The organism is Pseudomonas sp. GM_Psu_1 (assembly GCF_026544185.1).
Taxonomy (GTDB): Bacteria; Pseudomonadota; Gammaproteobacteria; order Pseudomonadales; family Pseudomonadaceae; genus Chryseomonas; species Chryseomonas oryzihabitans.
Window position 1 is genome coordinate 384495 of sequence record NZ_JALNUX010000001.1, and the last position, 25073, is coordinate 409567.

General features: G+C 67.1%; 24 protein-coding genes. 10 read left to right on the forward strand and 14 right to left on the reverse strand.

The features are described from left to right. Window positions 1-26: 26 nt before the first annotated feature. The 5 genes from OXS31_RS01785 to OXS31_RS01805 all read right to left on the reverse strand — a co-directional run bounded on the left by OXS31_RS01785 (window position 27) and on the right by OXS31_RS01805 (window position 4539). A complete protein-coding gene (locus OXS31_RS01785; protein WP_042134594.1) occupies window positions 27-1952 on the reverse strand; it encodes a methyl-accepting chemotaxis protein in 1926 nt (641 codons plus the stop codon). A 137-nt stretch (window positions 1953-2089) separates the two neighbouring features. After that, complete coding sequence (locus tag OXS31_RS01790) at window positions 2090-2419, reverse strand: Arc family DNA-binding protein (RefSeq protein ID WP_077171100.1); 330 nt, start codon at window positions 2417-2419, stop codon at window positions 2090-2092. Window positions 2420-2451: 32 nt separating this feature from the next. Continuing rightward, entirely contained in the window at window positions 2452-3093 is a 642-nt protein-coding gene (locus tag OXS31_RS01795) for a LysE family transporter (RefSeq protein ID WP_267397559.1), read from the reverse strand. Window position 3094: 1 nt separating this feature from the next. Further along, entirely contained in the window at window positions 3095-3865 is a 771-nt protein-coding gene (locus tag OXS31_RS01800) for a 2OG-Fe(II) oxygenase (RefSeq protein ID WP_007159850.1), read from the reverse strand. A gap of 35 nt (window positions 3866-3900) precedes the next feature. Beyond that, window positions 3901-4539 carry an alanyl-tRNA editing protein gene (locus OXS31_RS01805; RefSeq protein ID WP_267397565.1) on the reverse strand — a complete coding sequence of 213 codons (639 nt, stop codon included), beginning with the start codon at window positions 4537-4539 and terminating at the stop codon, window positions 3901-3903. A 92-nt stretch (window positions 4540-4631) separates the two neighbouring features. On the opposite strand from OXS31_RS01805, the gene OXS31_RS01810 reads away from it, so the two are divergent. From OXS31_RS01810 to OXS31_RS01820, 3 genes are all read left to right on the forward strand, one after another. Beyond that, window positions 4632-5615 (forward strand): LysR family transcriptional regulator, encoded by a 984-nt coding sequence (locus OXS31_RS01810; RefSeq protein ID WP_267397566.1) that lies wholly within the window; start codon window positions 4632-4634, stop codon window positions 5613-5615. A 199-nt stretch (window positions 5616-5814) separates the two neighbouring features. Then, window positions 5815-7215, forward strand: coding sequence for a sugar porter family MFS transporter (locus OXS31_RS01815; protein ID WP_037006622.1), 1401 nt, complete (start codon window positions 5815-5817; stop codon window positions 7213-7215). Between the two features lie 77 nt (window positions 7216-7292). After that, a complete protein-coding gene (locus tag OXS31_RS01820; RefSeq protein WP_115946355.1) occupies window positions 7293-7781 on the forward strand; it encodes a UPF0158 family protein in 489 nt (162 codons plus the stop codon). 100 nt (window positions 7782-7881) lie between these two features. On the opposite strand, the gene OXS31_RS01825 is transcribed toward OXS31_RS01820, so the two are convergent. The 5 genes from OXS31_RS01825 to OXS31_RS01845 all read right to left on the reverse strand — a co-directional run bounded on the left by OXS31_RS01825 (window position 7882) and on the right by OXS31_RS01845 (window position 13877). Next, window positions 7882-8406 (reverse strand): ACT domain-containing protein, encoded by a 525-nt coding sequence (locus OXS31_RS01825; RefSeq protein ID WP_027597442.1) that lies wholly within the window; start codon window positions 8404-8406, stop codon window positions 7882-7884. A 58-nt stretch (window positions 8407-8464) separates the two neighbouring features. Next, window positions 8465-9523, reverse strand: coding sequence for a haloacid dehalogenase-like hydrolase (locus tag OXS31_RS01830; RefSeq protein WP_267397576.1), 1059 nt, complete (start codon window positions 9521-9523; stop codon window positions 8465-8467). A 136-nt stretch (window positions 9524-9659) separates the two neighbouring features. Next, the gene (locus OXS31_RS01835; protein WP_027597444.1) at window positions 9660-10940 is read right to left on the reverse strand and encodes an MFS transporter; all 1281 of its coding nucleotides are present in this window, start codon (window positions 10938-10940) and stop codon (window positions 9660-9662) included. A 219-nt stretch (window positions 10941-11159) separates the two neighbouring features. Further along, window positions 11160-12893, reverse strand: coding sequence for an OPT family oligopeptide transporter (locus OXS31_RS01840; protein WP_267397583.1), 1734 nt, complete (start codon window positions 12891-12893; stop codon window positions 11160-11162). Between the two features lie 33 nt (window positions 12894-12926). Continuing rightward, a complete protein-coding gene (locus tag OXS31_RS01845) occupies window positions 12927-13877 on the reverse strand; it encodes a LysR family transcriptional regulator (RefSeq protein ID WP_267397589.1) in 951 nt (316 codons plus the stop codon). A gap of 270 nt (window positions 13878-14147) precedes the next feature. Here OXS31_RS01845 and OXS31_RS01850 point away from each other — a divergent pair, with 270 nt between their 5' ends. Together OXS31_RS01850 and OXS31_RS01855 are read left to right on the forward strand one after the other, a co-directional pair. Further along, window positions 14148-15128: an aldo/keto reductase gene (locus tag OXS31_RS01850; RefSeq protein WP_042134579.1), complete on the forward strand. Its 981-nt coding sequence runs from the start codon at window positions 14148-14150 to the stop codon at window positions 15126-15128. Window positions 15129-15196: 68 nt separating this feature from the next. Next, window positions 15197-15349: a hypothetical protein gene (locus OXS31_RS01855; protein WP_169742412.1), complete on the forward strand. Its 153-nt coding sequence runs from the start codon at window positions 15197-15199 to the stop codon at window positions 15347-15349. 93 nt (window positions 15350-15442) lie between these two features. On the opposite strand, the gene OXS31_RS01860 is transcribed toward OXS31_RS01855, so the two are convergent. The 3 genes from OXS31_RS01860 to OXS31_RS01870 are packed head-to-tail and all read right to left on the reverse strand — an operon-like array spanning window position 15443 to window position 17543. Further along, window positions 15443-16423 carry a DUF3618 domain-containing protein gene (locus OXS31_RS01860; RefSeq protein ID WP_115946359.1) on the reverse strand — a complete coding sequence of 327 codons (981 nt, stop codon included), beginning with the start codon at window positions 16421-16423 and terminating at the stop codon, window positions 15443-15445. Then, window positions 16420-16833 carry a phage holin family protein gene (locus tag OXS31_RS01865; protein ID WP_027597449.1) on the reverse strand — a complete coding sequence of 138 codons (414 nt, stop codon included), beginning with the start codon at window positions 16831-16833 and terminating at the stop codon, window positions 16420-16422. The genes OXS31_RS01860 and OXS31_RS01865 overlap by 4 nt, the downstream gene beginning before the upstream one ends. After that, on the reverse strand, window positions 16830-17543 hold the full coding sequence (locus OXS31_RS01870; RefSeq protein WP_267397596.1) for a hypothetical protein: 714 nt from the start codon (window positions 17541-17543) through the stop codon (window positions 16830-16832). Before OXS31_RS01870 ends, OXS31_RS01865 begins: the two co-directional genes overlap by 4 nt. A 374-nt stretch (window positions 17544-17917) precedes the next feature. Here OXS31_RS01870 and OXS31_RS01875 point away from each other — a divergent pair, with 374 nt between their 5' ends. Then, complete coding sequence (locus tag OXS31_RS01875; protein ID WP_017639603.1) at window positions 17918-18448, forward strand: DNA starvation/stationary phase protection protein; 531 nt, start codon at window positions 17918-17920, stop codon at window positions 18446-18448. Here the strand turns inward: OXS31_RS01875 and OXS31_RS01880 are convergent. Next, the gene (locus OXS31_RS01880; protein ID WP_267397619.1) at window positions 18430-19683 is read right to left on the reverse strand and encodes a DNA-binding transcriptional regulator; all 1254 of its coding nucleotides are present in this window, start codon (window positions 19681-19683) and stop codon (window positions 18430-18432) included. The genes OXS31_RS01875 and OXS31_RS01880 overlap by 19 nt on opposite strands. A 185-nt stretch (window positions 19684-19868) precedes the next feature. On the opposite strand from OXS31_RS01880, the gene xylA reads away from it, so the two are divergent. The 4 genes from xylA (at window position 19869) to OXS31_RS01900 (ending at window position 25058) form a co-directional block, all read left to right on the forward strand. Beyond that, window positions 19869-21185 (forward strand): xylose isomerase, encoded by a 1317-nt coding sequence (gene xylA, locus OXS31_RS01885; RefSeq protein WP_267397621.1) that lies wholly within the window; start codon window positions 19869-19871, stop codon window positions 21183-21185. A 115-nt stretch (window positions 21186-21300) separates the two neighbouring features. After that, on the forward strand, window positions 21301-22302 hold the full coding sequence (xylF, locus tag OXS31_RS01890; protein ID WP_007159832.1) for a D-xylose ABC transporter substrate-binding protein: 1002 nt from the start codon (window positions 21301-21303) through the stop codon (window positions 22300-22302). Window positions 22303-22365: 63 nt separating this feature from the next. Next, a complete protein-coding gene (gene xylG, locus OXS31_RS01895) occupies window positions 22366-23922 on the forward strand; it encodes a D-xylose ABC transporter ATP-binding protein (protein WP_144949130.1) in 1557 nt (518 codons plus the stop codon). Beyond that, complete coding sequence (locus OXS31_RS01900; RefSeq protein WP_007159830.1) at window positions 23922-25058, forward strand: sugar ABC transporter permease; 1137 nt, start codon at window positions 23922-23924, stop codon at window positions 25056-25058. Before xylG ends, OXS31_RS01900 begins: the two co-directional genes overlap by 1 nt. Window positions 25059-25073: the final 15 nt, after the last annotated feature.

The following is a 25073-nucleotide window of genomic DNA, read 5'->3' on the forward strand; positions in this document are numbered from 1 at the left end:
AGCGCTTGGCGTCGTCGCGAGCAGGGTCAGACGCGGAAGCGCGCGACCATCTGCTGCAGATCGCCGCCCAGGCGGGCCAGCTCGTTGACCGAGGCGGCGGCATGGGCGTTGGCGGTGGCCGACTCCTCGGCCAGGCCGCTGACCTTGACCACGTTGCCGTTGATCTCCTCGGCCACCAGGCTCTGCTCTTCCACCGCGGTGGCGATCTGCTGATTGAGACTCTGGATCTCCGCCACCGCCTGGTAGATGACCTCCAGGGCGCGCTCGGCGTCCTGGGCCAGGGTCACGGTGCCCAGGGTGCGGTCGCGACTGGCCTGCATCCGCGCACTGGCTTCGGTGGTGCCCTGCTGCAGGGTGGCGATGAGTTCGCCGATTTCCTGGGTGGACTCCTGGGTCCGTTGCGCCAGGGAGCGGACCTCGTCGGCCACCACGGCGAAGCCGCGGCCCTGTTCGCCGGCGCGGGCGGCTTCGATGGCGGCGTTGAGCGCCAGCAGGTTGGTCTGCTCGGCGATCGCCTTGATCACGTCGATGACGCTGCCGATGCGACCGCTGGCACTGTCCAGGCGCTCCATGGCATCGCCCAGGCCCTGCACCTCTTCGGCGGCCAGGGTGATTTCCTCGGCCGCGCGCTTGACCGTGCGGCTGCCTTCGCGGGCCATGCTGTCGGCGTTCTGCGCGGCGCTGGAGGCGTTGGCGGTGTTTTGCGCCACGTTGTGCACCGTGGCCGCCATCTCGTTCATGGCGGTGGCCACCTGCTGCATCTCGTCGCGCTGCTGGGTGACGCCGCGGCTGGTCTGGACGCCAAAGGCCGAGAGTTCGTCGGCCGCGCTGCTGAGTTGCCCCACGCCATTGGCGATGCCCCCGACCAACTGACGCAGGTCATCGGCCATGGCCTGGGTGGTGCGTTGCAGTTCGCCCAGCTCGTCGCGGCGGCTCACCTCGTTGCGCTGGGTGAGATCGCCGGCGGCGACGCGCTTGAGCATGGCCATGGCGGTCGCCAGCGGCTGGGTGATCTGGCGGGTGATTAGCCAGGCGGCGGCGATGCCGATCAGCAGGGCGATCAGGCTGCTCAGCAGCAGCTTGAGCAGGGCGGCCTGGCGCTCGGCGGCGGCGGACTTGAGCTGACCCTCGCCCAGCTGATCCAGCAACTGCACCAGCTTGTTGCCCTGCTCCTGCAGACTGGCGACGGCGGCCTGGGCCTGACGGTTCTGGGCGACGATGGATTCGAAGAAGGCGCGATAGCGGGTCACGTCCTGGGTGGCGCTGTAGAGGCGGGCGGCGGTGTCGCCGTCGATCTGCTTCTGAGCAGTGGCCAGCGTCTTGAGCAGCTCGTCGATGACCTTGAGGGTCGCCTGGGACTTGCTGTCATCCGGGGTACCGAGGAAGCGACGGATGGCCAGACGCACACCGACCATCTGCGCCTTCATCTCGGCCAAGGCCTTGAGGTCGGCGGTGCTGTAGCTGCCACCCGGGGCAAAGACCAGCTCGAACAGCTGATCGAGGGTCTCGGTAACGGTGTCGGAAACCTGGGTCAGTTCCTTCTGCGCCCCGGCGCTGGTCTGGTTGGCCTGCTGCAGGGCGGCGAAGCGCTCCTGATAGGTTTTCATCTCCCGCTGGATATCCTGCAGGATGGCGACGTTGGCCGGGTTGGTCAGCAGGCTGAGGCCCTTGCCGATGTCTTCCGTCACGCCAGCCAGGGTGGCCTGTTGCCGGGTGGCATTGGCGGCGCTGGGATCGAGCAGATAGGCCTTTTCGTCGATCCTGACGCTGAGGACATCCGCCTTGAGCTGACCGCTGTAGCGCGTCTTGTTGATGCGCTCGAGCAGGGTATTGGCGGTGAAATAGCCGAACAGGGCCACCACCGTCACCATGACCAGTAGGGCGCCGAAGCCCAGGGCCAGCTTCTTGGAAATGCCGAGATTGCTCAGCCAGGAGGCTTTGGATACAGACATGGGAATTCCGGAAGAGAGTGCGAAGACCCCCTTCATCGGCTGTCCCGATCGATACTTGAAAGCCGCACGTCAGAGCCGCCTGGTTGGCGGCTCCGGAACCGACGGCCGGTTCGCTACGGGGCCCGAACCGGCCGGATTCAGGCGGTTTCGCGCGTGTTCACCGGCACGGGCAACTCCAGCTCCAGGACCGAGATCAGCGCATTCTGCTGACGCTCGTTGAGCTGGCGAAAGCGCTGCAGCAGCAGTTGCTCGCTGGCATTGAGCAACTCATCGTCCGCGTCGACCTGCTGCTGCTCCAGGACCCCGTCCTGCACCAGGCTGCGTTCCAGCCAGGCGACGATCTCGGTGTTCATGCTGTGGCGATGGGTACGGGCCACGGCGGCGATGCGTTCACGCATGCCATCGGGCAGGCGGACGACGAACTTTTCCGTGGGAATACCAGCGGGAGCGCGGTGGACGTAAGGCATGGCGGACCTCCAGATAACAGGGGTGGCTAACGTCAAAGCGCCGACAACAGCAGTCGACCGGCGAAGAAAACCAGCACCAGGCCCATGGTTCGTTCGAACCAGTGGCCCAGGCGCAGGAAGGTCTGGCGAACACGCGGACTGGAAAACAGCAGGCTGACCAGGGCGAACCAGCCGGCGTTGACCGCGCACATCCACAGGCCGTAGAGCCCTTGTATGGCCAGCGGCGTCTCGGCGCTGACCACGGTGGTGAAGATGGCCAGGAAGAACAGCGTGGCCTTGGGGTTGGTGGCGTTGGTCAGGAACCCGGTGAGAAAGGCCTTGCCCGGTGCCTGGCGTTCCAGGTCGGCGGCCTGCCACTGGCTGTCGTCCAGCGGCGCGGCGGTGGGCTTGCTGCGGATGAGGTTGAAGCCCAGCCAGAGGATATAGGCACCGCCCAGCACCTTGGCGGCATCCAACAGCCAGGGCGTGGCATGCATCAGGGCGCCGATGCCGAGCAGGGTGTAGAGCACGTGCACCGAGATGCCGGCGCCGATGCCCAGGGCGGTACAGAGACCGATCAGGCGGCCGAATCTCACGCTCTGGCGCACGGTCACGGCGAAATCCGGACCGGGCGCCAGCACGGCGAGGAAGTGGATGGTCGCCAGGGCGAGGAATTCGCTCAGGTAGGGGGACATGTCAGCTCCAGTACGTGAGGGGTTCGGCCGCCCCGCGATAGCCGACGAAGCACGACAGCGACAGGCGCGGCTGGTCGTTGCCGGGGGTCACGGCGTGCATGCGGCGGGAATTGAAGAGGATCAGATCGCCCGGTTCGGGGCGGATGGTCAGGCAGGGCGGGCCGAGGCGGTCGGGTTCGATGCCGTAGCTGTCGCCGCGCATGGCGTCGAAGGCCTCCGGCGACAGCTCGCGCGACCAGAGCTGCAGTTCGCCGCCGACACTGGGCATGGTCAGGTAGACGTTGCAGGCCAGCTGGGCGACCAGACTTTCGGCTTCCTCGCTGCCCGGCGCGTCCTTGGCGAAGATGTCGTGGTGGGCGAGAAAGCGCACCCCCGGCTTCACCACCCGCGACAGGCCGACGTACATCTTGCGGCCCCAGAGGGTCTGCAGGCGGGCCCCGGCCGGCCAGACCTCGTCGAGGGTGCAGCGCACCAGGTCGATGGGATTGAGGTAGGGGCGGCAGCGGCGGCGCAATTCTTCCAGGTTGCTGGTGACGCTGGCGAAGTAGTCGTCCATCTGCGCGCGCTGGTGCTCCGCCTCGTAGAAGGCCATACCGATGCGGCCGATGCTGGGGGCGTTGGTGTAGGTGGCGAAGCCGTTGCCGAGGATTTGCTGGCCGAGGTCGTCGGCCAGCGGACGCGGCACGAAGTGGCGCACCCGCACGGCCAGCAGGCGTTCATCGGTGAGACGGAGCAGACTCTCGGTGTCGAGAGCGTCGAGTTCGAGCAGCATGGCGCTTCCTTTCTGCGGGTGAGGTGAGCGGTTGATCAGGCGCCAGCCATGTCGTAGCTCACCAGCAGGCGTCCCTTCTTTTCCTTGACGCCCAGGGCGCTCAGGGCACCGACCGCGCGCAGGGAGCGCACGTGGGTGCCGCCGCAGGCATAGCGCGCCACGTCCTCGCCAAAGCGCACCTGGCGCTGGCCATCGGGCTGCACCTCGATCTGCAGCGGCAGGTCTTCTTCCACCAGGGCGTCGAAGTGCGCCTGCAGGGCTTCGCTGTCCAGAGGCTGCGACGCCTCGCCCGGAATGAATTCGATGCGGCCTTCGCCCGGCCAGTGATGGGCCTTGACCGGCTTCCAGCCATGGGTCTCGCCGATGTGACCGAGCAGATGCCCGGCCGAGTGCAGCCGCGAATGCAGCTGGCGCCGGCCTTCGTCGACCCGGGCCAGCACGCGACCGGGCGTCAGCGGGCGGGTGGTGTGGTGCAGGATACGGTCGCCGTCCTGGACCACCCGGGTCACCTCGGCGGTGCCGATCCAGCCGGTGTCGCTGGGCTGGCCGCCGCCCTGGGGATGGAAGGGCGTGGCCAGCAATTCGACGACATAACCGTCCTCGGCGGCGCTACAGGCGTGGACCTCGACCTCGGCGATCAAGCTGTCGCTCAGGAAATACAGGCGCTCGGTCATACGTCTACTACCTAGAAAACGAGAAACATCCTCATTCTAAAGAGCGCACGCAAGGGTGATAATCCACCCTCCCTCCAAAGGAATTTTGCGCTGTGAGCATAAATCTTCCCCTGCCGCTGCTCAGCGAGATGGCCATCTTCGTGCGGGTGGTGGAGAGCGGCAGCTTCTCTGCGGCGGCCCGTCAGCTGGGTCTGACCCCATCCTCCACCAGTCGCAGCGTGGCGCGCCTGGAGAAGGCTTTGGGCACCCGGCTGCTCAATCGCAGCACGCGCAAGCTGCGCCTGTCGGAGGCGGGGGAGGAGGTCTATCGGCGCTGCAGCGACATGGTCGGCGCCGCGCGGGCGGTGCTGGAGGTCAGTGGCCAGTTCAACCAGGCGCCGGCCGGCATCGTCCGGCTGTCGGTGCCCAAGGCGGTGGGGAGCACGGTGATCCATCCGCACATGGCCGACTTCCTGCGCCGCTATCCGGCGGTGGACGTGCAGTTGCTGCTGGAAGACCGCTATGTCGATCTGATCGACGAGAACGTCGACCTGGCCATCCGCATCACCGATCGGCCGCCGCCCGGGCTGGTGGGTCGTCAGCTGCTGACCATCGAGCACCTGCTCTGCGCCACGCCGCAGTACCTGGCCGAGCACGGTCAGCCCGCCCATCCCCGCGATCTGGCCGGGCACAGCTGCATCTACCTGGCGGAGGAACCGGCCGATTCACGCTGGAAGTTTCGCCAGGGCGCCAAGGTGGTCCACGTCAATGTGCGCGGTCGCTATGCCGCCAATCACACCGGGGTGCGCCTGGACGCGGTGCTCAGCCACATCGGCATCGGCAGTCTGCCCCTGTTCACCGCCCAGGCGGCCCTGGCCCGTGGCGAGATCATCCAGGTGCTGCCGGAGTGGTCCTTTCTGCCGCACTACCACGGCGGCGCCTGGCTGCTCTATCCGGCGACGCGCCACCTGCCGCCCAAGCTCAAGGTGTTCATCGACTTCCTGGTCGAGCGCCTGGGCGATCAGGCCCTGCGCCCGGGGCAGGGCGCAGCGGCGCTGCCCGAGCAGCGCTTCCAGGAACTGACCATCGGCAGCTAGCCGCTGCCGGTCGCCAAGCGTGATGCTTTTCACAAGTCCTGTTACAACTGGCATCATTAGGTGAAACGATTCACCTAACGTTTCTCTGCCTGCCGCATCGCGCTTTTCCCTGGGCCATGCTCCCCCACGGCCCGCCCGCGCGGGTGGATCAGGTCGCCGCCGCGATCCTTGCCCTGGCAAAACAAGAAAGGATTTCCCCATGCTCGCTTCATCACCCTCGCTCGCCGCACCCGTGGCGGCCACCCCGCGCAAGGGGCTGGTCGTGCTCATCGCCGTGATCGCCGCCCTGGGCGGTCTGCTGTTCGGCTACGACACCGGCATCATCGGCGTCGCCCTGCTCGGCCTCGGCCGCGAATTCGCCATGGACGACACCGTCAAGCAACTGGTGACCGGCGCCATCATCTTTGGCGCCCTGTTCGGTTGCCTCGGCACCGGCCCGATCTCCGACCGCCTCGGCCGCCGCAAGACCATCATCGGCGTGGCCCTGGTGTTCGCCCTGGGCTCGGTGCTCTCGGCGCTGTCGCCCAACGTCACCTTGCTGATCCTGTCGCGCTTCCTGCTCGGCCTGTCGGCCGGCAGCTCCACCCAGATCATTCCGGTGTACATCGCCGAGGTGGCGCCGCCGGAGCACCGCGGCAAGCTGGTGGTGCTGTTCCAGTTCATGGTGGTGTTCGGCATCACCGTGGCCTATTTCACCGGCTTCGCCCTGGACGAACACTGGCGCTGGATGTTCGGCCTCGGCCTGGTGCCCGCGCTGATCCTGCTGGCGGGCATGGCGGTACTGCCGGAGAGTCCGCGCTGGCTGCTGGTCAAGGGTCGCGAGGGCGACGCCCTGGCGGTACTGGAACGGGTTCGTGGCGGCGCCGCTGCCGCCCAGGCCGAACTGGCCGAGATCAAGACCGTGAGCAACGCCCCGGAAGGCAACTGGAGTGACCTCTTCTCGCCCTGGGTCCGTCCGGCCCTGCTGGTGGGCGCCGGCATCGCCATGTTCTCGCAGATCACCGGCAACAATGCCCTGATCTACTACGCACCCACCATCCTCACCCAGGCCGGTTTCTCCGACCAGACCGCGGTGCTGGCCACCGGCTGCAGCACCATCCTGGTGGTGATCATGACCGTGGTCGGCAGCTTCCTGGTGGATCGCATCGGTCGTCGCCGCTACCTGCTGACGCTGATTCCCGGCTCCATCATCGCCCTGGCGATCATGGGCTACCTGTTCCAGGGCGCCGGTCCCCAGACCGATGTCGAACGCTGGACGGTGGTGGCCTGCCTGGCCGCCTACCTGATGCTCAACTGCGGCGGTTTCGGCGTCTGCATCTGGCTGATCAACGCCGAGGTCTATCCGCTGTTCGTGCGCGGCAAGGGCGCCAGCGTCGGCGCCTTCAGCCACTGGGGCTTCGACCTGCTGGTGACCCTCACTACCCTGAGCCTGGTGACCAAGCTGGGCGCCGCCCATACCTTCTGGCTCTATGCCGGGATTTCCCTGGTGGCGCTGCTGTTCATCTGGCGCCTGGTGCCGGAGACCAAGGGCAAGAGCCTGGAGCAGATCGAGCACGACCTGCGCGAGCGGCGCTTCTTCCCCTATCAGCGGAAAGGCTGAACGCAGCTTCCGGTGCCAGGTCGCAACAGGAGCGGAGATAGAACTCCGCTCCTGTTCGCCTGTGCCGGAGTCCTGCCATGCGCCCCCTCACCCTCGACCTCGATCTGCTGGCTGCCGCTCTGGACAGCCGGGAGCGAGGCACCCACTTCCTCGACCTTGCCAGCGGCGCCCTGCGCCTGCTCGATCCGGACGATCTCAGTCTGGAAGAACGCGAGGAGCTGGAAGATCCCGAACGCTACCTGCCGCTGCCGCGCCTGACCCAGGACGATCGCCTGGAACTGCGCGAAGCCTTTCTGCACCAGTTGCGCCATCCCCACGCCCAGCCCTTGCTGCGCGCGGCCCTGGAGAGTCGGCGACCGATCCGCACCTTCGACTACGAACTGGAGCTCTTCCCCTCGGTGCGCGAGGCCTGGCAGGCCTTCGCCCTGAGTCGCCTCAAGGAGGAGGTGCTGGTGCTGCTGGACGAAGCCGGCCTGGAAGCCCTGCCGGCGGACGGGCGGATGCCGCTGCCGGACGATGTCCCTGAGGGCATCCGGCGACGGCTGGAGAAGGGGCAGGGGCACTGAGCCGCACCCCCGGTGCGAGATCACCGAAACGCGCTCTTACAGTCGATTAAAGATCTTTATAGATCATCGCCCCGGCGCCGGCGCCGGCGCCGGCGCAGCGCTAATCGTGCCCGTGCCGATAGAGCTTGAGCTCCACCATCAGGTCGTCGGTGAGGGTTTCCAGGTGGGCCTGCAGCGCCTCGAGTTCGAGATCGGCCGGGAGCGCCAGCAGGGCGGTGGCGTGGAACAGCACCTCGCTGCTCATGGGCGCCGGGCGGGTCTCGGTGGACAGGCGTTCGACGTTGACCCCGACCTGATGCAGCGCCCGGGTGATGTCGCGGACGATGCCGACCCGGTCGTTGCCCAGGAGGTCCAGCTGCACCAGAGGCGCACCCACCGGCGCCGGCTGGCCAGGTTCGCCGACCAGGATGCGCAGGCCGGGAATGGCCAGCTGCTGCAGCGTCTCCACCAGGCCGTTGCGCAATTCCGGTTCCACTTCCACCGAAAGGATGCCGGCGAACTGGCCGGCCAGGTGGGCCATGCGGCTTTCCAGCCAGTTGCCGCCCTGGGCGGCCACGCAGTCGGCCAGGGCTTCCACCAGACCGGGGCGATCGGGGGCGATGACGGTCAGGACCAGGTGTTCCATGGCGGGCTCCAGGGCGGGCTGAGGGAGTCCCAGTCTAGCCCGCCCGATCGCCGGCGGCCTACTGGATGTCTTCGGGCTTGACGATCACCCAGTGCTTGTCCGCGTTCACCGCCACCCCGGCCTTGGCCTGACCCTCGGCGTTGCTCTTCATCATCGCCTCGATCTGGGTGCGGTACTTGGACTTGCGGTCGATCCACAGGTGGATGCCGTTCTTGGCGGCGTCCACGCCCTGGAACAGCATGGGGCCGTCGCTGACCGGGGTGTCGCCGCCGACCAGGATGGGCTTCTTCCAGGGATCTATGTAGGTGAGGATGGCCGCGTACTTGCCGGCGAACCAGGTGGCCGGGGTCCAGAGGTAGGACGTGACCTGCAGCTTGAGGTTGGCCTGGGGATCGTACTTGCCTTCGGCGATCTGCTTGCGGGCGGTGGTCAGGGCGCCGGTGGCCGGGTCCTTGAGCAGGGTGGTGACGCCAATGACGTTTTCCGGTTTCACGCCGTAGCCGTAGCGCGGATCGGACGCCACCATGCGCACCAGCTCCTCATGGGCGGCACTGATCACATAGACCTCGATGCCGTTCTCCATCAGCTTGTGATAGAGCTCCTGCTGGCCGGTGAAGGGCTTGGGCGGATTGATCTCCACCGTCTCCACCTTGTCGTCCTTGCCGTAGTAGGTGGCGGGGATCGGCTTGCCGTAGGCCATCAGCTCGTCGACGTAGCCCTTGAGCTGCTGCAGGGTGAAGCCGGAAAACACCTGGGCGACCCAGGGGTAGCAGACCAGGTCGTCGACCTCGCACAGCCGGTAGTAGTAGCTGTTGAGACTTTCCTTGTGGCCACCGACATCCTTGAAGGGAATCAGCTTGAGCGAAGGATCCAGAGTGTCGCGGGTCAGCACGCCCTTCATCTCCAGGAAGGGCAGCAGGGCCTCTTCCAGGTCGTAGCGATAGCTGGTGTTGTCCATGTCGAACACCGCGTAGTTGCCCTGGTTGGCATTGGCGGCGATCAGGGCGTCGAGCTGGCGGGCGGCATCGGCCGGCCAGTGGGTCAGCTCGGTGGCGGCAGCGGTGAGGCTGAGCAGACCGCCGGTCAGGCCGGCGAGAAGGCGGGGAAGGGTGGACATCGGCGGACTCCGGCACGGCGACCGCGGTATGCGGTCATCTGGTCTAGACCATAACAAAAGGTCATGACAGTTCGATGCGCGGAGCGACCTGGGTGGACGCGAGAGCGGCAGCACCTGCCGCTCTGCGACAGGGCTGTCAGGCCGTGACGGTCTTGAAGCGCGGCTCGGTGTTGCCCTTGAACAGGGTCAGGGTCGCGACCAGGCCGAGGACGGCCGCTACGGTCAGCCACATGCCCGGGGCGGCCTTGTTGCCGGTCTCCTGGATCAGCCAGGTGCAGACCATCGGGGTGAAGCCGCCAAAGGTCGCGGTGGCCAGGCTGTAGGCCAGGGAGAAGCCGGTGGTGCGCACATGGGCCGGCATCACCTCGGTCAGGGCTACCACCATGCCACCGTTATAGGTGCCATAGAGGAAGGACAGCCACAGCTCGACCATCAGCAGGCGCGAGAAGCCCGGGGCGTGGGTCAGCCAGATCATCGCCGGGTAGGCGGTGAGGATGGCCAGTACGGTGGCGAAGATCAGCAGCGGACGGCGGCCGATGCGATCGCTCAGGGCGCCCATCACCGGCAGCCAGATGAAGTTGGAAACACCCACGCAGGCGGTGACGATCAGGCTGTCCAGCGCGGTCAGGTTCAGCTCGTGCTTGCCGAAGGTCGGGGTGTAGGCGGTGATCAGGTAGAAGGAGGCGGTGGTCATGGAGACCATGGCTACGCCCGCCAGCACCACGCCGAAGTTCTGGCGGATGGAGGTCATGGTTTCGCCGAAGGTCGGGCGATGCTTGCGCGCCTCGAATTCCGGGCTCTCTTCCAGGGAACGACGGATGATGAACAGGAAGGGCACGATCAGGCAGCCGATCAGGAAGGGGATGCGCCAGCCCCATTCACCCATTTCGGCGGGCGACAACCAGTGGTTGAGCAGCGCGCCCAGCACGCCGGCGAAGACCACCGCCACCTGCTGGCTGGCGGACTGCCAGGAAACGAAGAAGCCCTTGCGGCCGGGGGTGGCGATCTCCGACAGGTAGACGGACACGCCGCCCAGTTCGACACCGGCGGAGAAGCCCTGCAGCAGGCGGCCGAGCAGCACCAGCAGCGGTGCGGCGACACCCAGGGTGGCATAGCCCGGCACCACGGCGATCAGCAGGGTACCCAGGGCCATCAGCGCCAGGGTGACGATCAGGCCGTGGCGACGGCCGTGCTTGTCGATGTAGGCGCCGAGGAAGATCGCCCCCAGGGGGCGCATCAGGAAGCCGGCGCCGAAGGTGGCCAGCGACAGCATCAGGGAGGCGAGTTCGTTATCGCCGGGAAAGAACGTCTTGGCGATGGCCGTGGCATAGAAGCCATAGACCATGAAGTCGTACATTTCGAGGAAGTTTCCGCTGACGACGCGGAAGATGGATTTGGCTTTCGAGGTGGTGGCCATGACTGCTAGCTCGGATTGGGTTTGTTATGGAGACAGCTCGCGCAGGGCGCCCAGACCTCTCGCGGGTGGGTCGCGCTATTTGTAACCTTATGTGTTGCAAAAGCGCGCTGGCAAGCTGAATCGGACCAGAACCCCCGAATTTCATGGGTTTGAAAGGTTATTGAAAGCTTCGCGACATTACGTCTGGAAATTATTGTCCAGTTGACAAGATGTCGCAGCTCACGTCGAGAGCATTTGCCAGAAAGCCGCTCCCACCCCGGCCAGACTTTCCCCGGCGATGAGGCCGGCCGCGGCGGCCAGGGCGAAGCGTTCGGCCAGCCCCGGTGCCCGCCAGCGCACCAGGGCGGTGAGCAGTGCGCCCAGGGTCATCATCAGCGACACCGAGGCCGGCAGGATGAAGGCCAGACCCAGTGCCGCCGAGCTGGGCAGCCAGTGCGCGCGGCGGGTCGGCAGCAAGGCTTCGGCCAGGCCCAGCAGCAAGCCGGCCAGGGCGCCCAGGACGATGCCCAGGCGCATGGCCCCGTCGAGGGCACCCAGGCCCTGGGTCAGGGTTTCCGCCACCGCCTTCCACTGGGCCACCGCCGGCGCCGGCCAGGCGGCGCTGAGCAGCAGTGCCTGGGGATCGGGAATCAGTAGCCGATAGGTAAGCACCCCGGTTACCGCACCGAGGGCGATGCCCAGGCACTGGGCGACCACCTGCTTGGCGGGGGTGGCGCCAATGGCCTGGCCGACCTTGAAGTCGTTCATCAGGTCGGTGCTCTGGCCCGCCGCGCCACCGGCGGTGTTGGCGCCCATGAGGTTGATGTTGACCTGCCCGGGGGCGGCCAGGCCAAAGGTCAGCTGCGACAGCTGGCCGATGGCGCCGATGGGGGGAATGCCGGTGGCGCCGACCACCCGCGCGGCCATGGCGGCGAGAAACAGCGCCAGGGGCAGGGCCAGCAGGGCCAGCCAGGGATCTATGCCGAACAGCCGCACCTGCAGCAGCACCACCAGCAGAGCCGCCGCCAGCAGCAGCGCCAGCGGCCAGGCGCGCGGCCGCTGCCAGCCCTGGCGACGGCGTTCGGCGCGGGGCAGGGTGATCAGCCGCACGGCCAGCGCAGCCAGGGTGGCGCTGACCATCAGACTCACCCCGGGCCAGAGTAGCCATTGCACCAGGAAGGCGTATTGCGGACCGCTGGCCTCCGCCGGCAGTGCGGCGACACCACCGGCCAGCAGCCAGGGCGCGACACCGCCCCAGGCCAGCAGGGTGCCGAGCAGCAGTGACAACCCGACCCTCAGGCCGATGATGCCGCCAAAGCCGAGCAGCAGCAGCGAGGGATCGAAGCTGAAGGTCAGGCGTTCCAGGGCTGGCGAGGGCGCGACTCGCGGCAGCGTCCAGGCGAAGGTGTCCACCAGCTTGACCGCCGCCGACAGCGCCAGGGCGCCCAGCAGCACCCGCAGGCGGGCCAGGGCTTCGGCGCCACTGGCATAGACCTGACGCAGGGCTTCCAGGGTGGCCAGGCCCTCGGGGAATTTCAGGCTGGCATCGGCCAGCAGCAGGGGCCGGAGGTACCAGGCCACCCAGATGCCGAGAAAGCTCACCGCGAACACCCAGCCCATCAGCGGCAGAGTCGGCAATTCCTGGCCGGTCAGCAGGGTGTAGGCCGGGATGGGCGCGACCAGGCCGCCGGAGACGATGCTGGCCGCCGCCGAGGCCACGGTCTGGTTGATGTTGCTCTCGTGCAGCGTCCAGCCCGGTTGCTGCAGGCGGCGCCCCAGGCGGTGCCAGAGACCGTAGCTCACCAGCAGGGCGATGATCGACATGTTGAACGACCAGCCGATCTTGAGGCCGGCATAGACATTGGCCGGGGTCAGCAGGATGCCCAGCAGCGCCCCGGTGAGCAGCGCCCGGGGGCTGAGTTCGCGCTCCACGGGCAGCGGCAGGTCGGATGCGGCGGCGTTGGCTGCGGGCAAGAGGGCCTCCTCGGTCAGGCGATCATGGCGTGGTCAGGGGACCCCCGGGCGCGGCGGTTGGTTCGCGCCCTCGGGGTGGCGACCGGTCCAGGTCTGGCGCAGGGCCTCGATCAGCTGGCGCAGGCCGGGTGGTGGCTGGCGCCGACTCGGGTAGTAGATGCACAGCGGCGCGCCGGGCGAGGCCCAGTCCGGCAGCACCTGCTCCAGGCGACCGTCGCGCAGTTCGTCGGCCACCCGCCATTCCAGGCAATAGGCCAGGGCCAGGCCGTCGAGGGCGGCCTGGATCGAGGTCTCGGTCTCGTTGACCGTGAGCGGACCCGGCACGTCGATCGTCCGGGTGCTGGCGCCACTGCCCAGCTCCCAGCGATAGAGGGCGCCGCTGCCCAGCCGCAGGCGTACGCACTGGTGGTCGGCAAGCTCCTCCGGCTGCTGCGGCCGGCCGTGGCGCGCCAGATAGGCGGGGGCGCCCACCACGATCCAGCGCAATTCGTCGGTCAGCGGCAGGGCGACCATATCCTGGGGCACGGTATCGCCATAGCGGATGCCGGCATCGAGGCCGTCGGCGACGATGTCCACCGGGCGATCCTCGACGCTGATGTCCAGTTGCAACTGCGGATAGGCCGCCAGCAGCCGGGGTAGGGTCGGGGTCACCAGCAGCCGCGCCGCATCCCGCGGCACGCTCAGGCGCAGGCGGCCGACCGGGGCGTCGCGGTGCTGGTCCAGTTCGCCCAGCGCCTCGCCAATCAAGGCAAAGCCCTGTTCAAGTTTTTCCGCCAGCGCCGCGCCGGCCAGGGTCGGTACCACCGAGCGACTGGTGCGATTGAGCAGCTTGACCCCCAGGCGCGTCTCCAGCTGGCGCAGGGCGTGGCTCAGCGCCGAGGTGGTGACGCCCAGTTCGATGGCGGCCTGGCGAAAGCTGCGCCGCCGGACCAGGGCGACGAAGACGTTGAGATCGGCCAGTTCGCCGCGGTTGAGGGTCGGCATGTACAGTCCTCGCGCGATAAGAGCCTGTCCAAAGTCTGCTGCGCGTCGGCCAAACGGCGTTGAAAATGCCCTGGAAGGCCAGCCCCGTCGGAATGCTCATTTACCATTCGTAAACTCCGCTTCCTCAGGCATTTTCGCCTTGTTTGTCTCTAACTCGCGAGCCTTTGAACAGGCTCTAAAGGTCAAGCGTTCGTTGAGCCCTATTCAACGCCTTTTGAATTAGCCTCACAAGGCTAACCCTTCCGACTGGCGTCTTCGCCTGGAGATCCTATGAGTGAAACCCTGCGTATCCCGGGTATCGATACCCCCGTTTCCCGCATCGGCCTCGGTACCTGGGCCATCGGTGGCTGGATGTGGGGCGGTACCGACGAAGCCCGTTCCATCGAGACCATCCGCGGCGCCGTGCACGGCGGCATCAACCTGATCGATACCGCGCCGGTGTACGGCTTCGGTCGGTCCGAGGAGATCGTCGGCAAGGCCCTGGAAGGCATCCGCGACCAGGCGGTGATCGCCACCAAGGTAGCCCTGGAGTGGCCCAACGAAGAGGTGCGCCGCAACGCCAGCGCGGCCCGCATTCGCCAGGAGGTGGAGGATTCCCTGCGGCGCCTGCGCACCGATCGCATCGATCTCTATCAGGTGCACTGGCCCGATCCCCAGGTGGCCCACGAAGAAACCGCGGGTGAGCTGGAGCGCTTGCGGCAGGAGGGCAAGATCCTCGCCATCGGCGTGAGCAACTACTCGCCCGAGCAACTGGAGGCCTTCCGCCAGTTCGCCAATCTGTCCACCGTGCAGCCGCCCTACAACCTCTTCGAGCGCGCCATCGAGGCCGATGTGCTGCCCTATGCCCAGCGTCACGGTCTGGTGGTGCTCGCCTATGGCGCGCTCTGCCGCGGCCTGCTGTCCGGGCGTATGAATGCGCAGACGCAATTCGACGGCGATGACCTGCGGCAGGGCGATCCCAAGTTCCAGGCGCCACGCTTCGCCCAGTACCTGGCCGCGGTGGAGGCCCTGAGCGCCTTTGCCCGCGAGCGACATGGCAAGTCGGTGCTGGCCCTGGCGGTGCGCTGGATCCTCGACCAGGGGCCGACCATCGCCCTCTGGGGCGCGCGCAAGCCCGAGCAGTTGCAGGGCCTGGACGAGGCCTTCGGCTGGCGGCTGTCCGCCGAGGACCTGGCGGCCATCGACGCCATCCTCGCCGAACACGTCAAGGATCCGGTGGGGCCGGAGTTCATGGCGCCGCCCCTGCGTTGATCGGCGCGGCCAGGGCACCCTGGCCCCGCCGCGTTGCCTAAGCTACTCAGCCACAAGAGGTGAGGATCATGGCCAAGCGCGACGATCTCGATCACAAGCCGGAAAACGCCGGCAAGGTCGGCGAGACCCACAAGGAACTCAACCAGGGCGGTGAAGAACAGCGCCCACAGGACAGCAAGCGACCCGAGCAGCCCAAGGAGAATCCGGATCCGGGTTACTGATAGGGGCACGGAAAACGAAGGCGCCCGGGTGCAGACCCGGGCGCCTTCGTTTTTCAGGCCGAGGTCAGCGGCTGACCCCGGCCATCCTGCCGGTCAGAAGCTGCGTGGCGGGGTGGCCATGCCGCTCTCGTCGCCGACCGCGCCCGGGGTATTGCCGTTGGCCGCGGTACGGCCGACATTCATGCCCGCGGTCGCCTGGGTGGCGCCGAGGGTGCTGCCGGTGCCTGCCCTCGGCGAGCCCGCCATGGACTCGACCCCGGCGTCGGGATCGTTGCCCAGATTTTTCGGCGCAGGAGTACCTGCGTCCGCCGGCTGGCTGCGGTGGTCCTGGCTGGCCTGGCGCGCCTCTTTCGCCACGTCCTGGCCTGCCGCCTTGACCTGTTCGTAGCCACTGCTGGCGGCCTGCTTGGCCTTGGCGGTCAGCTTGTCGCTGTGCTTGCCCAGGGCGCGGTCCTCGGTCTCGGTGCGTGGCAGGGCAGCGCCCAGCAGGGCGCCGAGGGCGATGCCCAGCGCACCCACCACCAGCGGCTGTTCACGCAGCAGGGTCTCGAAGGTGCCCTTGAGCTGTTGCGCCTGGTCAGCCAGGGTGTCCTTGGCCTGCGCCGCGGTATCGCTCAGCCGCTCCCCGGTCTGGGAGGCCTTGGCCGAAACGCTCTCGCCCAGGCCGGTCACCTTGTCGCGCACATCGTGACTGCCACGGTTCAGGGAATCGCGGGTATGGCCGGCGCTGTTGGCGACCGAGTCCAGCGCACCGGACAGCTTGTCCTTGAGCGGAGTGCCCGTGGTGGCCGGAGCCGGCGTGCGATTCTGTCCCAGCGCCAGCCACAGCAGGCCCACCGAAGTCAGCACCGCCGGCACCGGATTGGCCTTGAGGGTATTGCCCAGGTTGTGGGCGAATTCGCCGCTGTGGCCCTTGGTGTAGGACAGTGCCTGATCGAACAGCTGGCCGGGCGACAGGCGGCTTTCCAGGGCGCCCACCAGGTCTTCGATACGCTCGCGCTTCTGGTCGATCTCGCGCTCGAGCTCGTCGGGATTCTTGCGGGATTCCTGATCGATCTGATCGGTGATGCTCATTGTGCGGCCCTCCGTACGGCGTCCTTGTCCTTCTGCAGGCTGTTGACGGTGCGATCAGGGGTGAAGTGGGACGGCTCGAACTGCTTCTTGCCCGACTGCACCATGATGAAACCGATCACCATGACCACGGCGCCCACCAGCAGGGCGGCGGCCCAGGGCGTGAGGTACTGGGAGAGGAAATAGACGACGCCCATCAGCAGCACGATGAAGCCGGCCAGCAGTACGATGGCGCCTGCGGCGACGCCGGCTACGCCGGCCTTGGTGGTGCGCAGGGATTCGCCCAGTTCGGCCTTGGCCAAGGCCAGTTCCTTGGTGAACAGCGCCGGCACTTCCTGGACCAGCTGCTTGACCAGGCCAACGACCGAGGTGTCGCCCTCGGTGGGGCGCGGAGTGGGGTTGTCGTTGATCATGGCTGCTTGCCTCCGCTCAGGGTGGGTCGATCCAGCGGGCTGGATGAGGTGCCGGTGTTCAGGTTGCTGTCGCTGCGGGCCGGGTTGATCGCCGCGCCACCGATGGGATCGCCACCACGGGTGGTGGTCGGGGTATGGAGGTCGGGACCCTTGGGAATGTTGTTGGTGTGGATGACGTCGGCACCCGCCGCCGGCTCCACCAATTCGTTTTCCGCCGCGACCGAGGGGGTGGTCAGCGAGGGCACCGCGTCCGCGCCGCCGACGCGCGAGCTGCTGCCGGTATCCGGCTGGCTGGAGGCCTTGAGAAAGCGCGACAGGCCGAAGCCGATGGCGATGCTGCCGGTCAGGAACAGCGCCGGGTTGTCGCGGGCCAGGGTGCCGGCCTGCTGCAGCAGCTGCTCGGCGTTCTTGCCGCGCAGATCCTCGGCCAGACCGGTCAGGCTCCGGGCCATGTCGCTGACATAGTGCGCCAGGCCCAGGGTGTCCTTGTCTTCCAGTTCGTCGGCCGCCGCCTGGGCGCTCTGGGCAATGGCACCCAGCTGGTCGGCCGCGGTGTCGCGGTAGTGCTCGAAGTGCGCGGCACCTTCCTGCTTGGCGTCTTGCACCGTGTCCTTGGCGACCTCTTTCAGGTCATGCAGATGGGCCTCTGCCGTAGAACCGTCCTTGGTCTGCGAGGGTTGTCCCTGGGCGGGATTGAGGGGCGTCGTCATACGCTGTTACCTGTGTGCAGAACCTTGTCGTGGCCGGCAGAGAGCTCTCGGCGACCGTTCGTGTGCCTTGCCTTTTAGGTGACCGGGCGGAACGAGCAGGGGTTCTTACGCGGCGTCGGTTTGCTGGCAAAGCTGACAAACGGTTTTACCTACACATCTAGCTACAAGCGCAGCGGCCGTGGCGAAAGAGGGCCTCTGGGACGGGCAATGAAACGCAGTCGCAACATAGGCAACCATTCGTCATGCCCATGGTGGCGATATGCAAATTCGATGAACGATTTTTCGTCCGGTGCGGTCGATTTCTCCAGACGTTGATGTTCGCGCCAATGCAAGCGAACCCCTTTTCCTCTTCACGTCCTGACAGGAGATCTCTCATGGCCGTTGCCAATGCCAAGCAAGAACTCAAGACCGTTTCCAGCGTCAAGCAGAAGGCCCATCAGGGCGAAGACGCCACCCTGCAGAACCAGCAGGCCGTCGGCGAAGCCCTGGCCGTGCTGCTCTCCGATGTCTTCGCGCTGTACATCAAGACCAAGAACTACCACTGGCACATGAAGGGCTCGCACTTCCGCGACTACCACCTGCTGCTGGAAGAGCAGGCTACCCAGCTGTACGGCATCACCGACCTGATCGCCGAGCGGGCGCGCAAGATCGGCCAGCCGACCGTGCGCTCCCTGGAGCAGATGGTGCAACTCAAGCGCCTGGCCAGCAGCGATGCCACCGATCTGTCGGCGGATCAGATGCTGACCGAGCTGCATGACGACAACCAGTCGCTGGCGGCCTACATGCGCACCACCCACACCCTGACCGACGACGCCAACGACGTCTCCACCACCAGCCTGCTGGAAGAGTGGATCGACCAGGCCGAAGAGCGTGCCTGGTTCCTGGGTCAGACCGTCGGCAAATAAGCCGCGGTAGCGACCTGAAAGCCCGTCTCCGGACGGGCTTTTTCATGGGCGCTCGCCAGGGGTCTGGGATTCGACTGGTACTGCCGCGGGGTGCAGCCGAATTCCCGGCGAAACACCGCGTGCAGGTACTGGGCCGAGGTGAAGCCGCAGCGCCGGGCGACCTCGGCCAGGCTCGGCGCCTCTTCCTGCAGCGCCACGGCCGCGGCGGCCAGCTTGAAGCCGAGGATCTCGTCGTGGACGCTGCGCCCCAGCTCGCGGCGAAAGGACGTTTCCAGCGCGGAGCGGGAGATGCCGACATAGCTGGCCACCTGCTCGGTCTTGATGCCCTGGCAGGCGTACTGGCGGATGAAGTGCAGGGCGCGCATTACCTGGGGATGGCGCACCGGCTGGTGACGACTGGAAGCCTGGACATTGATCCCCTCCGGCGGAATCAGCACCCGTGGCGCCCTCAGTTCGACGCCGTGCAGCCGCTGGTGCAGCAGGCGCGCCGCCTCGCGGCCGATGGCCTCGGTGCCCTGGATCACCGAGGTCAGGGGCACCCGGGTCAGGGTGCGCGCCAGGGGATCGTTGTCGATGCCCACCAGCGCCACCTGTTCCGGCACCGGGATGCCGGCGGTGAGGCAGGCCTGCAGGAGTTGCCGCGCCCGGGCGTCGGTCACGGCGAGGATGCCCACCGGCTTGGGCAGGGCCTCCAGCCAGGCGATCAGCTGTTCCACCGCCGTGTCCCACAGCGGTGCGCTGGTCTCCAGGCCGCGATAGATCTCCACCGGCAGGCCGTCGCGGCGGAGCAGGGCGGCAAAGGCCGCCTCGCGCTCGCCGGCCCAGCGATTGGTGTCGGCGGCGGGTAGGCTGAAGCAGGCGAAGCGGGTCAGCCCGGATTCGATCAGGTGGTCGTAGGCCAGGCGTACCAGGGCGGCGTTGTCGGTGGCCACATAGGGAATGCCGGGCGGGTAGTCGCCAGGGGTCGCGTAGGAGCCGCCGACGGCAACCACCGGCAGCGCGCTGTGAGCCAGGGCGGCGCTCACCGCCGGGTCGTCGAAGTCGGCGATGATGCCGTCGCCCTGCCAGCGCTCGATGCCCTTGAGCCGACAGAGGAAATCCTCTTCCAGGAACAGATCCCAGCGCGCCCGGGTGCCGCTCAGGTAGTTGCCGATGCCGGCGAGGATGCCTCTGTCGTAGATCTTGCTGCCGTTGAACAGCAGGGCGACGCGGTGGACGGGCGGCTGGCTGGGCATGGCGGCGTTTCCGGCAGGAGGCGCGGGCGGGGCTCCAGACTACGACCGCCGCCTGCGCGCCTCAAGCGGCAAAATCGCACCTGGCTCTGGTGATTTTCACAATAGGCAGCCCGGGCAGCGGCGCTACCATCGACGCAAACCGGTACGCCGTATCGGGTGCGACAGATAAGAACAAGGACAACGCCATGGCTTATTTCCCCAATGTCGAAAAGGTCCGCTACGCCGGTCCCGACAGCGATTCCCCGCTTGCCTTCCGCCACTACGAAGCCGACCGCCTGGTCATGGGCAAGCCCATGCGCGAGCACCTGCGCATGGCCGTCTGCTACTGGCACACCTTCGTTTGGCCAGGTAGCGATGTCTTTGGTCAGGGCACCTTCCAGCGGCCCTGGCAGGCAGCGGGTTCGCCCCTGGAGCAGGCCCGCGCCAAGGCCGCCGCCGCCTTCGAATTCTTCAGCAAGCTGGGCGTGGACTACTACTGCTTCCACGACACCGACGTCTCCCCGGAAGGCGCCAGTTTCGCCGAGTACCGCGAGAACTTCGCCCGTCTGGTGGACGAGCTGGAGCGCCACCAGAGCGACACCGGCCTCAAGCTGCTGTGGGGCACCGCCAACTGCTTCAGCCACCCGCGCTATGCCGCCGGCGCCGCCAGCAATCCCGATCCGGAAGTCTTCGCCTGCGCCGCCACCCAGGTCTGCACGGCGATGAACGCCACTCACCGCCTGGGCGGCGAGAACTATGTGCTCTGGGGCGGCCGCGAAGGCTACGAGACCCTGCTCAACACCGACCTTGCGCGCGAGCGCGAGCAACTCGGCCGCTTCATGCAGATGGTGGTGGAGCACAAGCACCGCATCGGCTTCCAGGGCGATCTGCTGATCGAGCCCAAGCCCCAGGAGCCGACCAAGCACCAGTACGACTATGACGTGGCCACCGTCTTCGGCTTCCTGCAGCAATTCGGGCTGGAGAAGGAGATCAAGGTCAACATCGAGGCCAACCACGCGACCCTGGCCGGGCACAGCTTCCAGCACGAGATCGCCAGCGCCGTGGCCCTCGGCGTGTTCGGCAGCATCGACGCCAACCGCGGCGATCCGCAGAACGGCTGGGACACCGACCAGTTCCCCAACAGCGTCGAGGAAATGACCCTGGCGATCTACGAGATCCTCAAGGGCGGCGGCTTCACCCGCGGCGGCTTCAACTTCGACGCCAAGGTGCGCCGCCAGAGCCTGGACGACGTCGACCTGTTCCACGGCCACGTGGCGGCCATGGACACCCTGGCGCTGTCGCTGGAGCGCGCCGCGGCGCTGTTGCAGGACGACCCCCTGGGCAAGTTCAAGGCCGAGCGCTATGCCGGCTGGGATCAGTCCCTAGGTCAGCGCATCCTCGGGGGCCAGCTGAGTCTGGAACAACTGGCCGAGCACACCTTCAGCCAGGGCCTGGCGCCCCAGCCGGTGAGTGGTCGCCAGGAGCTGCTCGAAGGCGTGGTCAACCGTTACCTGTATCGCTAGCGACCGCGAGCGGGTCGGCAGAAAAGCCTGGCTGACCCGCTTGTGCAAGCGCGCTGAATCGTTACACTCAAATTCGTTCTCTCGCTCCACAACAACAATAACCAAGGACGCCACCATGACTTTCAAGACGACCCTGCTCGCCGGTCTGCTCGCCCTGTGCACCACCGGTTTCGCCCAGGCCGACGCCCAGCATCCCAAGATCGGTTTCTCCATCGACGACCTGCGCCTGGAGCGCTGGGCCCGTGACCGCGACTACTTCGTCGCCGCCGCCGAGCAACTCGGCGCCAAGGTCTATGTGCAATCCGCCGACGCCAACGAGCAGCGCCAGCTGTCGCAGATCGAGAACCTGATTTCCCGCGGCGTGGACGCCATCGTCATCGTGCCCTTCAACGCCACGGTGCTGAACAACGTGGTGGCCGAGGCCAAGAAGGCCGGGGTCAAGGTGATCTCCTATGACCGCCTGATCCTCAACGCCGACATCGACGCCTACATCTCCTTCGATAACGAGAAGGTCGGCGAGATGCAGGCCGGTGGCGTGCTCAAGGCCCAGCCCAAGGGCAACTTCTTCCTGCTCGGCGGCGCACCCACCGACAACAACGCCAAGATCCTCCGCCAGGGCCAGATGAAGGTCCTGCAGCCGGCCATCGACAAGGGCGACGTCAAGATCGTCGGCCAGCAGTGGGTGAAGGAGTGGAACCCGACCGAGGCCCTGGCCATCGTCGAGAACGCCCTGACCGCCAACGACAACAAGATCGACGGCATCGTCGCCTCCAACGACGCCACCGCCGGCGGCGCCATCCAGGCCCTGGCCGCGCAGAAGCTGGCCGGCAAGGTCGCCGTGTCCGGTCAGGACGCCGACCTCGCCGCCATCAAGCGGGTGATCGCCGGCACCCAGACCATGACCGTCTACAAGCCGCTCAAGCTGATCGCCTCCGAGGCGGCCAAGCTGTCGGTGCAACTGGTGCGCAACGAGAAGCCGGGCTTCAACTCCAGCTACGACAACGGCACCAAGAAGGTCGACACCCTGCTGCTCACCCCCACCGAGCTGACCAAGGCCAACGTCGACCTGCTGGTCAAGGACGGCTTCTACACCCAAGCCCAGATCGACGGCAAATAACCACTGGCCACCGGCTGGCCGTCTGACGCCTGGCGTCGGGCGGCCCCTGGGCAAGGAGCGGCCATGGCCGACTATCTGCTGGAAATGCACGGCATCGCCAAGAGCTTTGGCGGGGTGCGGGCGCTGGACGGCATCGATCTCAAGGTGCGTCCGGGCGAATGCGTAGGGCTGTGCGGCGAGAACGGCGCCGGCAAGTCCACCCTGATGAAGGTCCTCTCGGCGGTCTATCCCCACGGCACCTGGGAAGGCGAGATCCGCTGGGACGGGCGACCCCTGGAGGCCCAGTCCATCGCCGAATCCGAGGCGGCCGGCATCGTCATCATCCACCAGGAACTGACCCTGGTGCCCGATCTGTCCGTGGCCGAGAACATCTTCATGGGCCACGAACCGCGCCGCTTCGGCGGGCGGCTGGACTATCCGACCATGCTGCAGCGCTCGGCCGAGCTGATGCGCCAGCTCAAGGTGCCGGACATGAACGTGGCCCTGCCGGTGTCCCAGTACGGCGGCGGCCTGCAGCAACTGGTGGAAATCGCCAAGGCGCTGAACAAGAACGCCCGGCTGCTGATCCTCGACGAACCGACCTCGGCGCTCACCACCTCCGAGATCGCCGTGCTGCTGGACATCATCCGCGACCTCAAGGCGCAGGGCGTCGCCTGCGTCTACATCTCGCACAAGCTCGACGAGGTGGCGGCCATCTGCGACACCATCACGGTGATCCGCGACGGCAAGCACATCGCCACCACGCCCATGGCCGAGATGGACATCGACCGCATCATCACCCAGATGGTCGGCCGCGCCATGACCAACCTCTATCCGCAGATCCCCCATGAGATCGGCGAGGTGATCTTCGAGGCGCGTCACTTCACCTGTCTGGACGTCGACAATCCCCAGCGCAAGCGCGTCGACGACGTCTCCTTCGCCGTGCGCGCCGGCGAGATCCTCGGCATCGCCGGGCTGGTGGGCGCCGGGCGCACCGAACTGGTCTCGGCCATCTTCGGCGCCTACGACGGCCGCTACGAAGGCGAGGTCTGGCTCAATGGCCAGCGCATCGACACCCGCACCCCGCTGAAATCCATTCGCGCCGGCCTCTGCCTGGTACCGGAGGATCGCAAGCGCCAGGGCATCATTCCCGACCTGGGCGTGGGCTCGAACATCACCCTCACGGTGCTGGACCGATTCGCCCACCTGAGTCGCATCGACAGCGAAGCGGAACTGTCCTGCATCGACACCGAGATCGCCCGGCTGCAACTCAAGACCAGCAGCCCCTTCCTGCCCATCACCGGCCTCTCCGGCGGCAACCAGCAGAAGGCGGTGCTCTCCAAGATGCTGCTGGCGCGGCCCAAGGTGCTGATCCTCGACGAGCCCACCCGCGGCGTCGACGTCGGCGCCAAGTTCGAGATCTACCGGCTGATCGGCCTGCTCGCGGCGGAGGGCGTGGCCATCGTCATGGTCTCCTCGGAGCTGGCCGAGGTCCTCGGCGTCTCCGACCGGGTGCTGGTGCTCGGCGAAGGCCGGCTGCGCGGCGATTTCCCCAATGAGAATCTGACCCAGGAGCGGGTACTGGCCGCGGCCCTGGGCACCACCGAACGGGCGGTCGCCCAAGCCCGGGAGCACTTCTGATGCACGCCGTGAAACAGCTGTTCACCCGTTACAAGATGCTCGCCCTGCTGATCGCCGTGGCCCTGATCTGGCTGTTCTTCAGCTGGCAGACCGAAGGCGGCTTCGTCACCCCGCGCAACCTCTCCAACCTGCTGCGGCAGATGTCCATCACCGGCATCCTCGCCTGCGGCATGGTGCTGGTGATCATCGCCGGCGAGATCGACCTCTCGGTGGGTTCGCAACTCGGCCTGCTCGGCGGGGTGGCGGCGATACTCGACGTCACCTACCACGTGCCCCTGCCGATCACCCTGCTGGCGGTGGCCGCCGGTGGCCTGCTGATCGGCCTGATCAACGGCTACCTGAGTGCCTATCGCGGGATACCGTCCTTCATCGTCGGCCTCGGCGGCATGCTGGCCTTTCGCGGCGTGCTGCTCGGTCTTACCGGCGGCGTCACCGTCGCCCCGGTGTCGCCGGAACTGGTCTACCTCGGCCAGGGCTATCTGCCGCCGGCCGTGGGTAGCGCCCTGGGCGTGCTGCTGTTCGCCGTGGCCGTGGTGCTCACCTGGCGCCAGCGCAGCAAGCGCAAGACCCTCGGCCTGACCCTCGCGCCGCTGTGGCGCGACGTCTTGCGGGTGGTGGTGATCGGCGTGGTGCTGGCGGCCTTCATCCAGACCCTCAACCGCTACGACGGCATCCCGGTGCCGGTGCTGATCCTGCTGGTGCTGCTCGGGGTGTTCAGCTACATCACCAGCCAGACGGTATTTGGCCGGCGCATCTATGCGGTGGGCAGCAACCTGGAAGCCACGCGGCTGTCGGGCATCAACGTCCAGGCGATCAAGCTCGGCATCTTTGGTCTGATGGGCGTGATGTGCGCCCTGGCCGGTCTGGTCAACACCGCCCGCCTGGCCGCCGGCTCGCCGTCGGCCGGCACCATGGGCGAACTGGACGCCATCGCCGCCTGCTTCATCGGCGGCACCTCGATGCGCGGTGGCTCGGGCACCGTCTACGGCGCCCTGCTCGGCGCCCTGGTGATCGCCAGCCTGGACAACGGCATGTCCATGCTCGACGTGGACAGCTACTGGCAGATGATCGTCAAGGGCGGCATCCTGGTCCTGGCCGTCTGGGTCGACGTCAGCACCCGCACCAGCCGGCGCTGAGCGGGATGGCCAAGG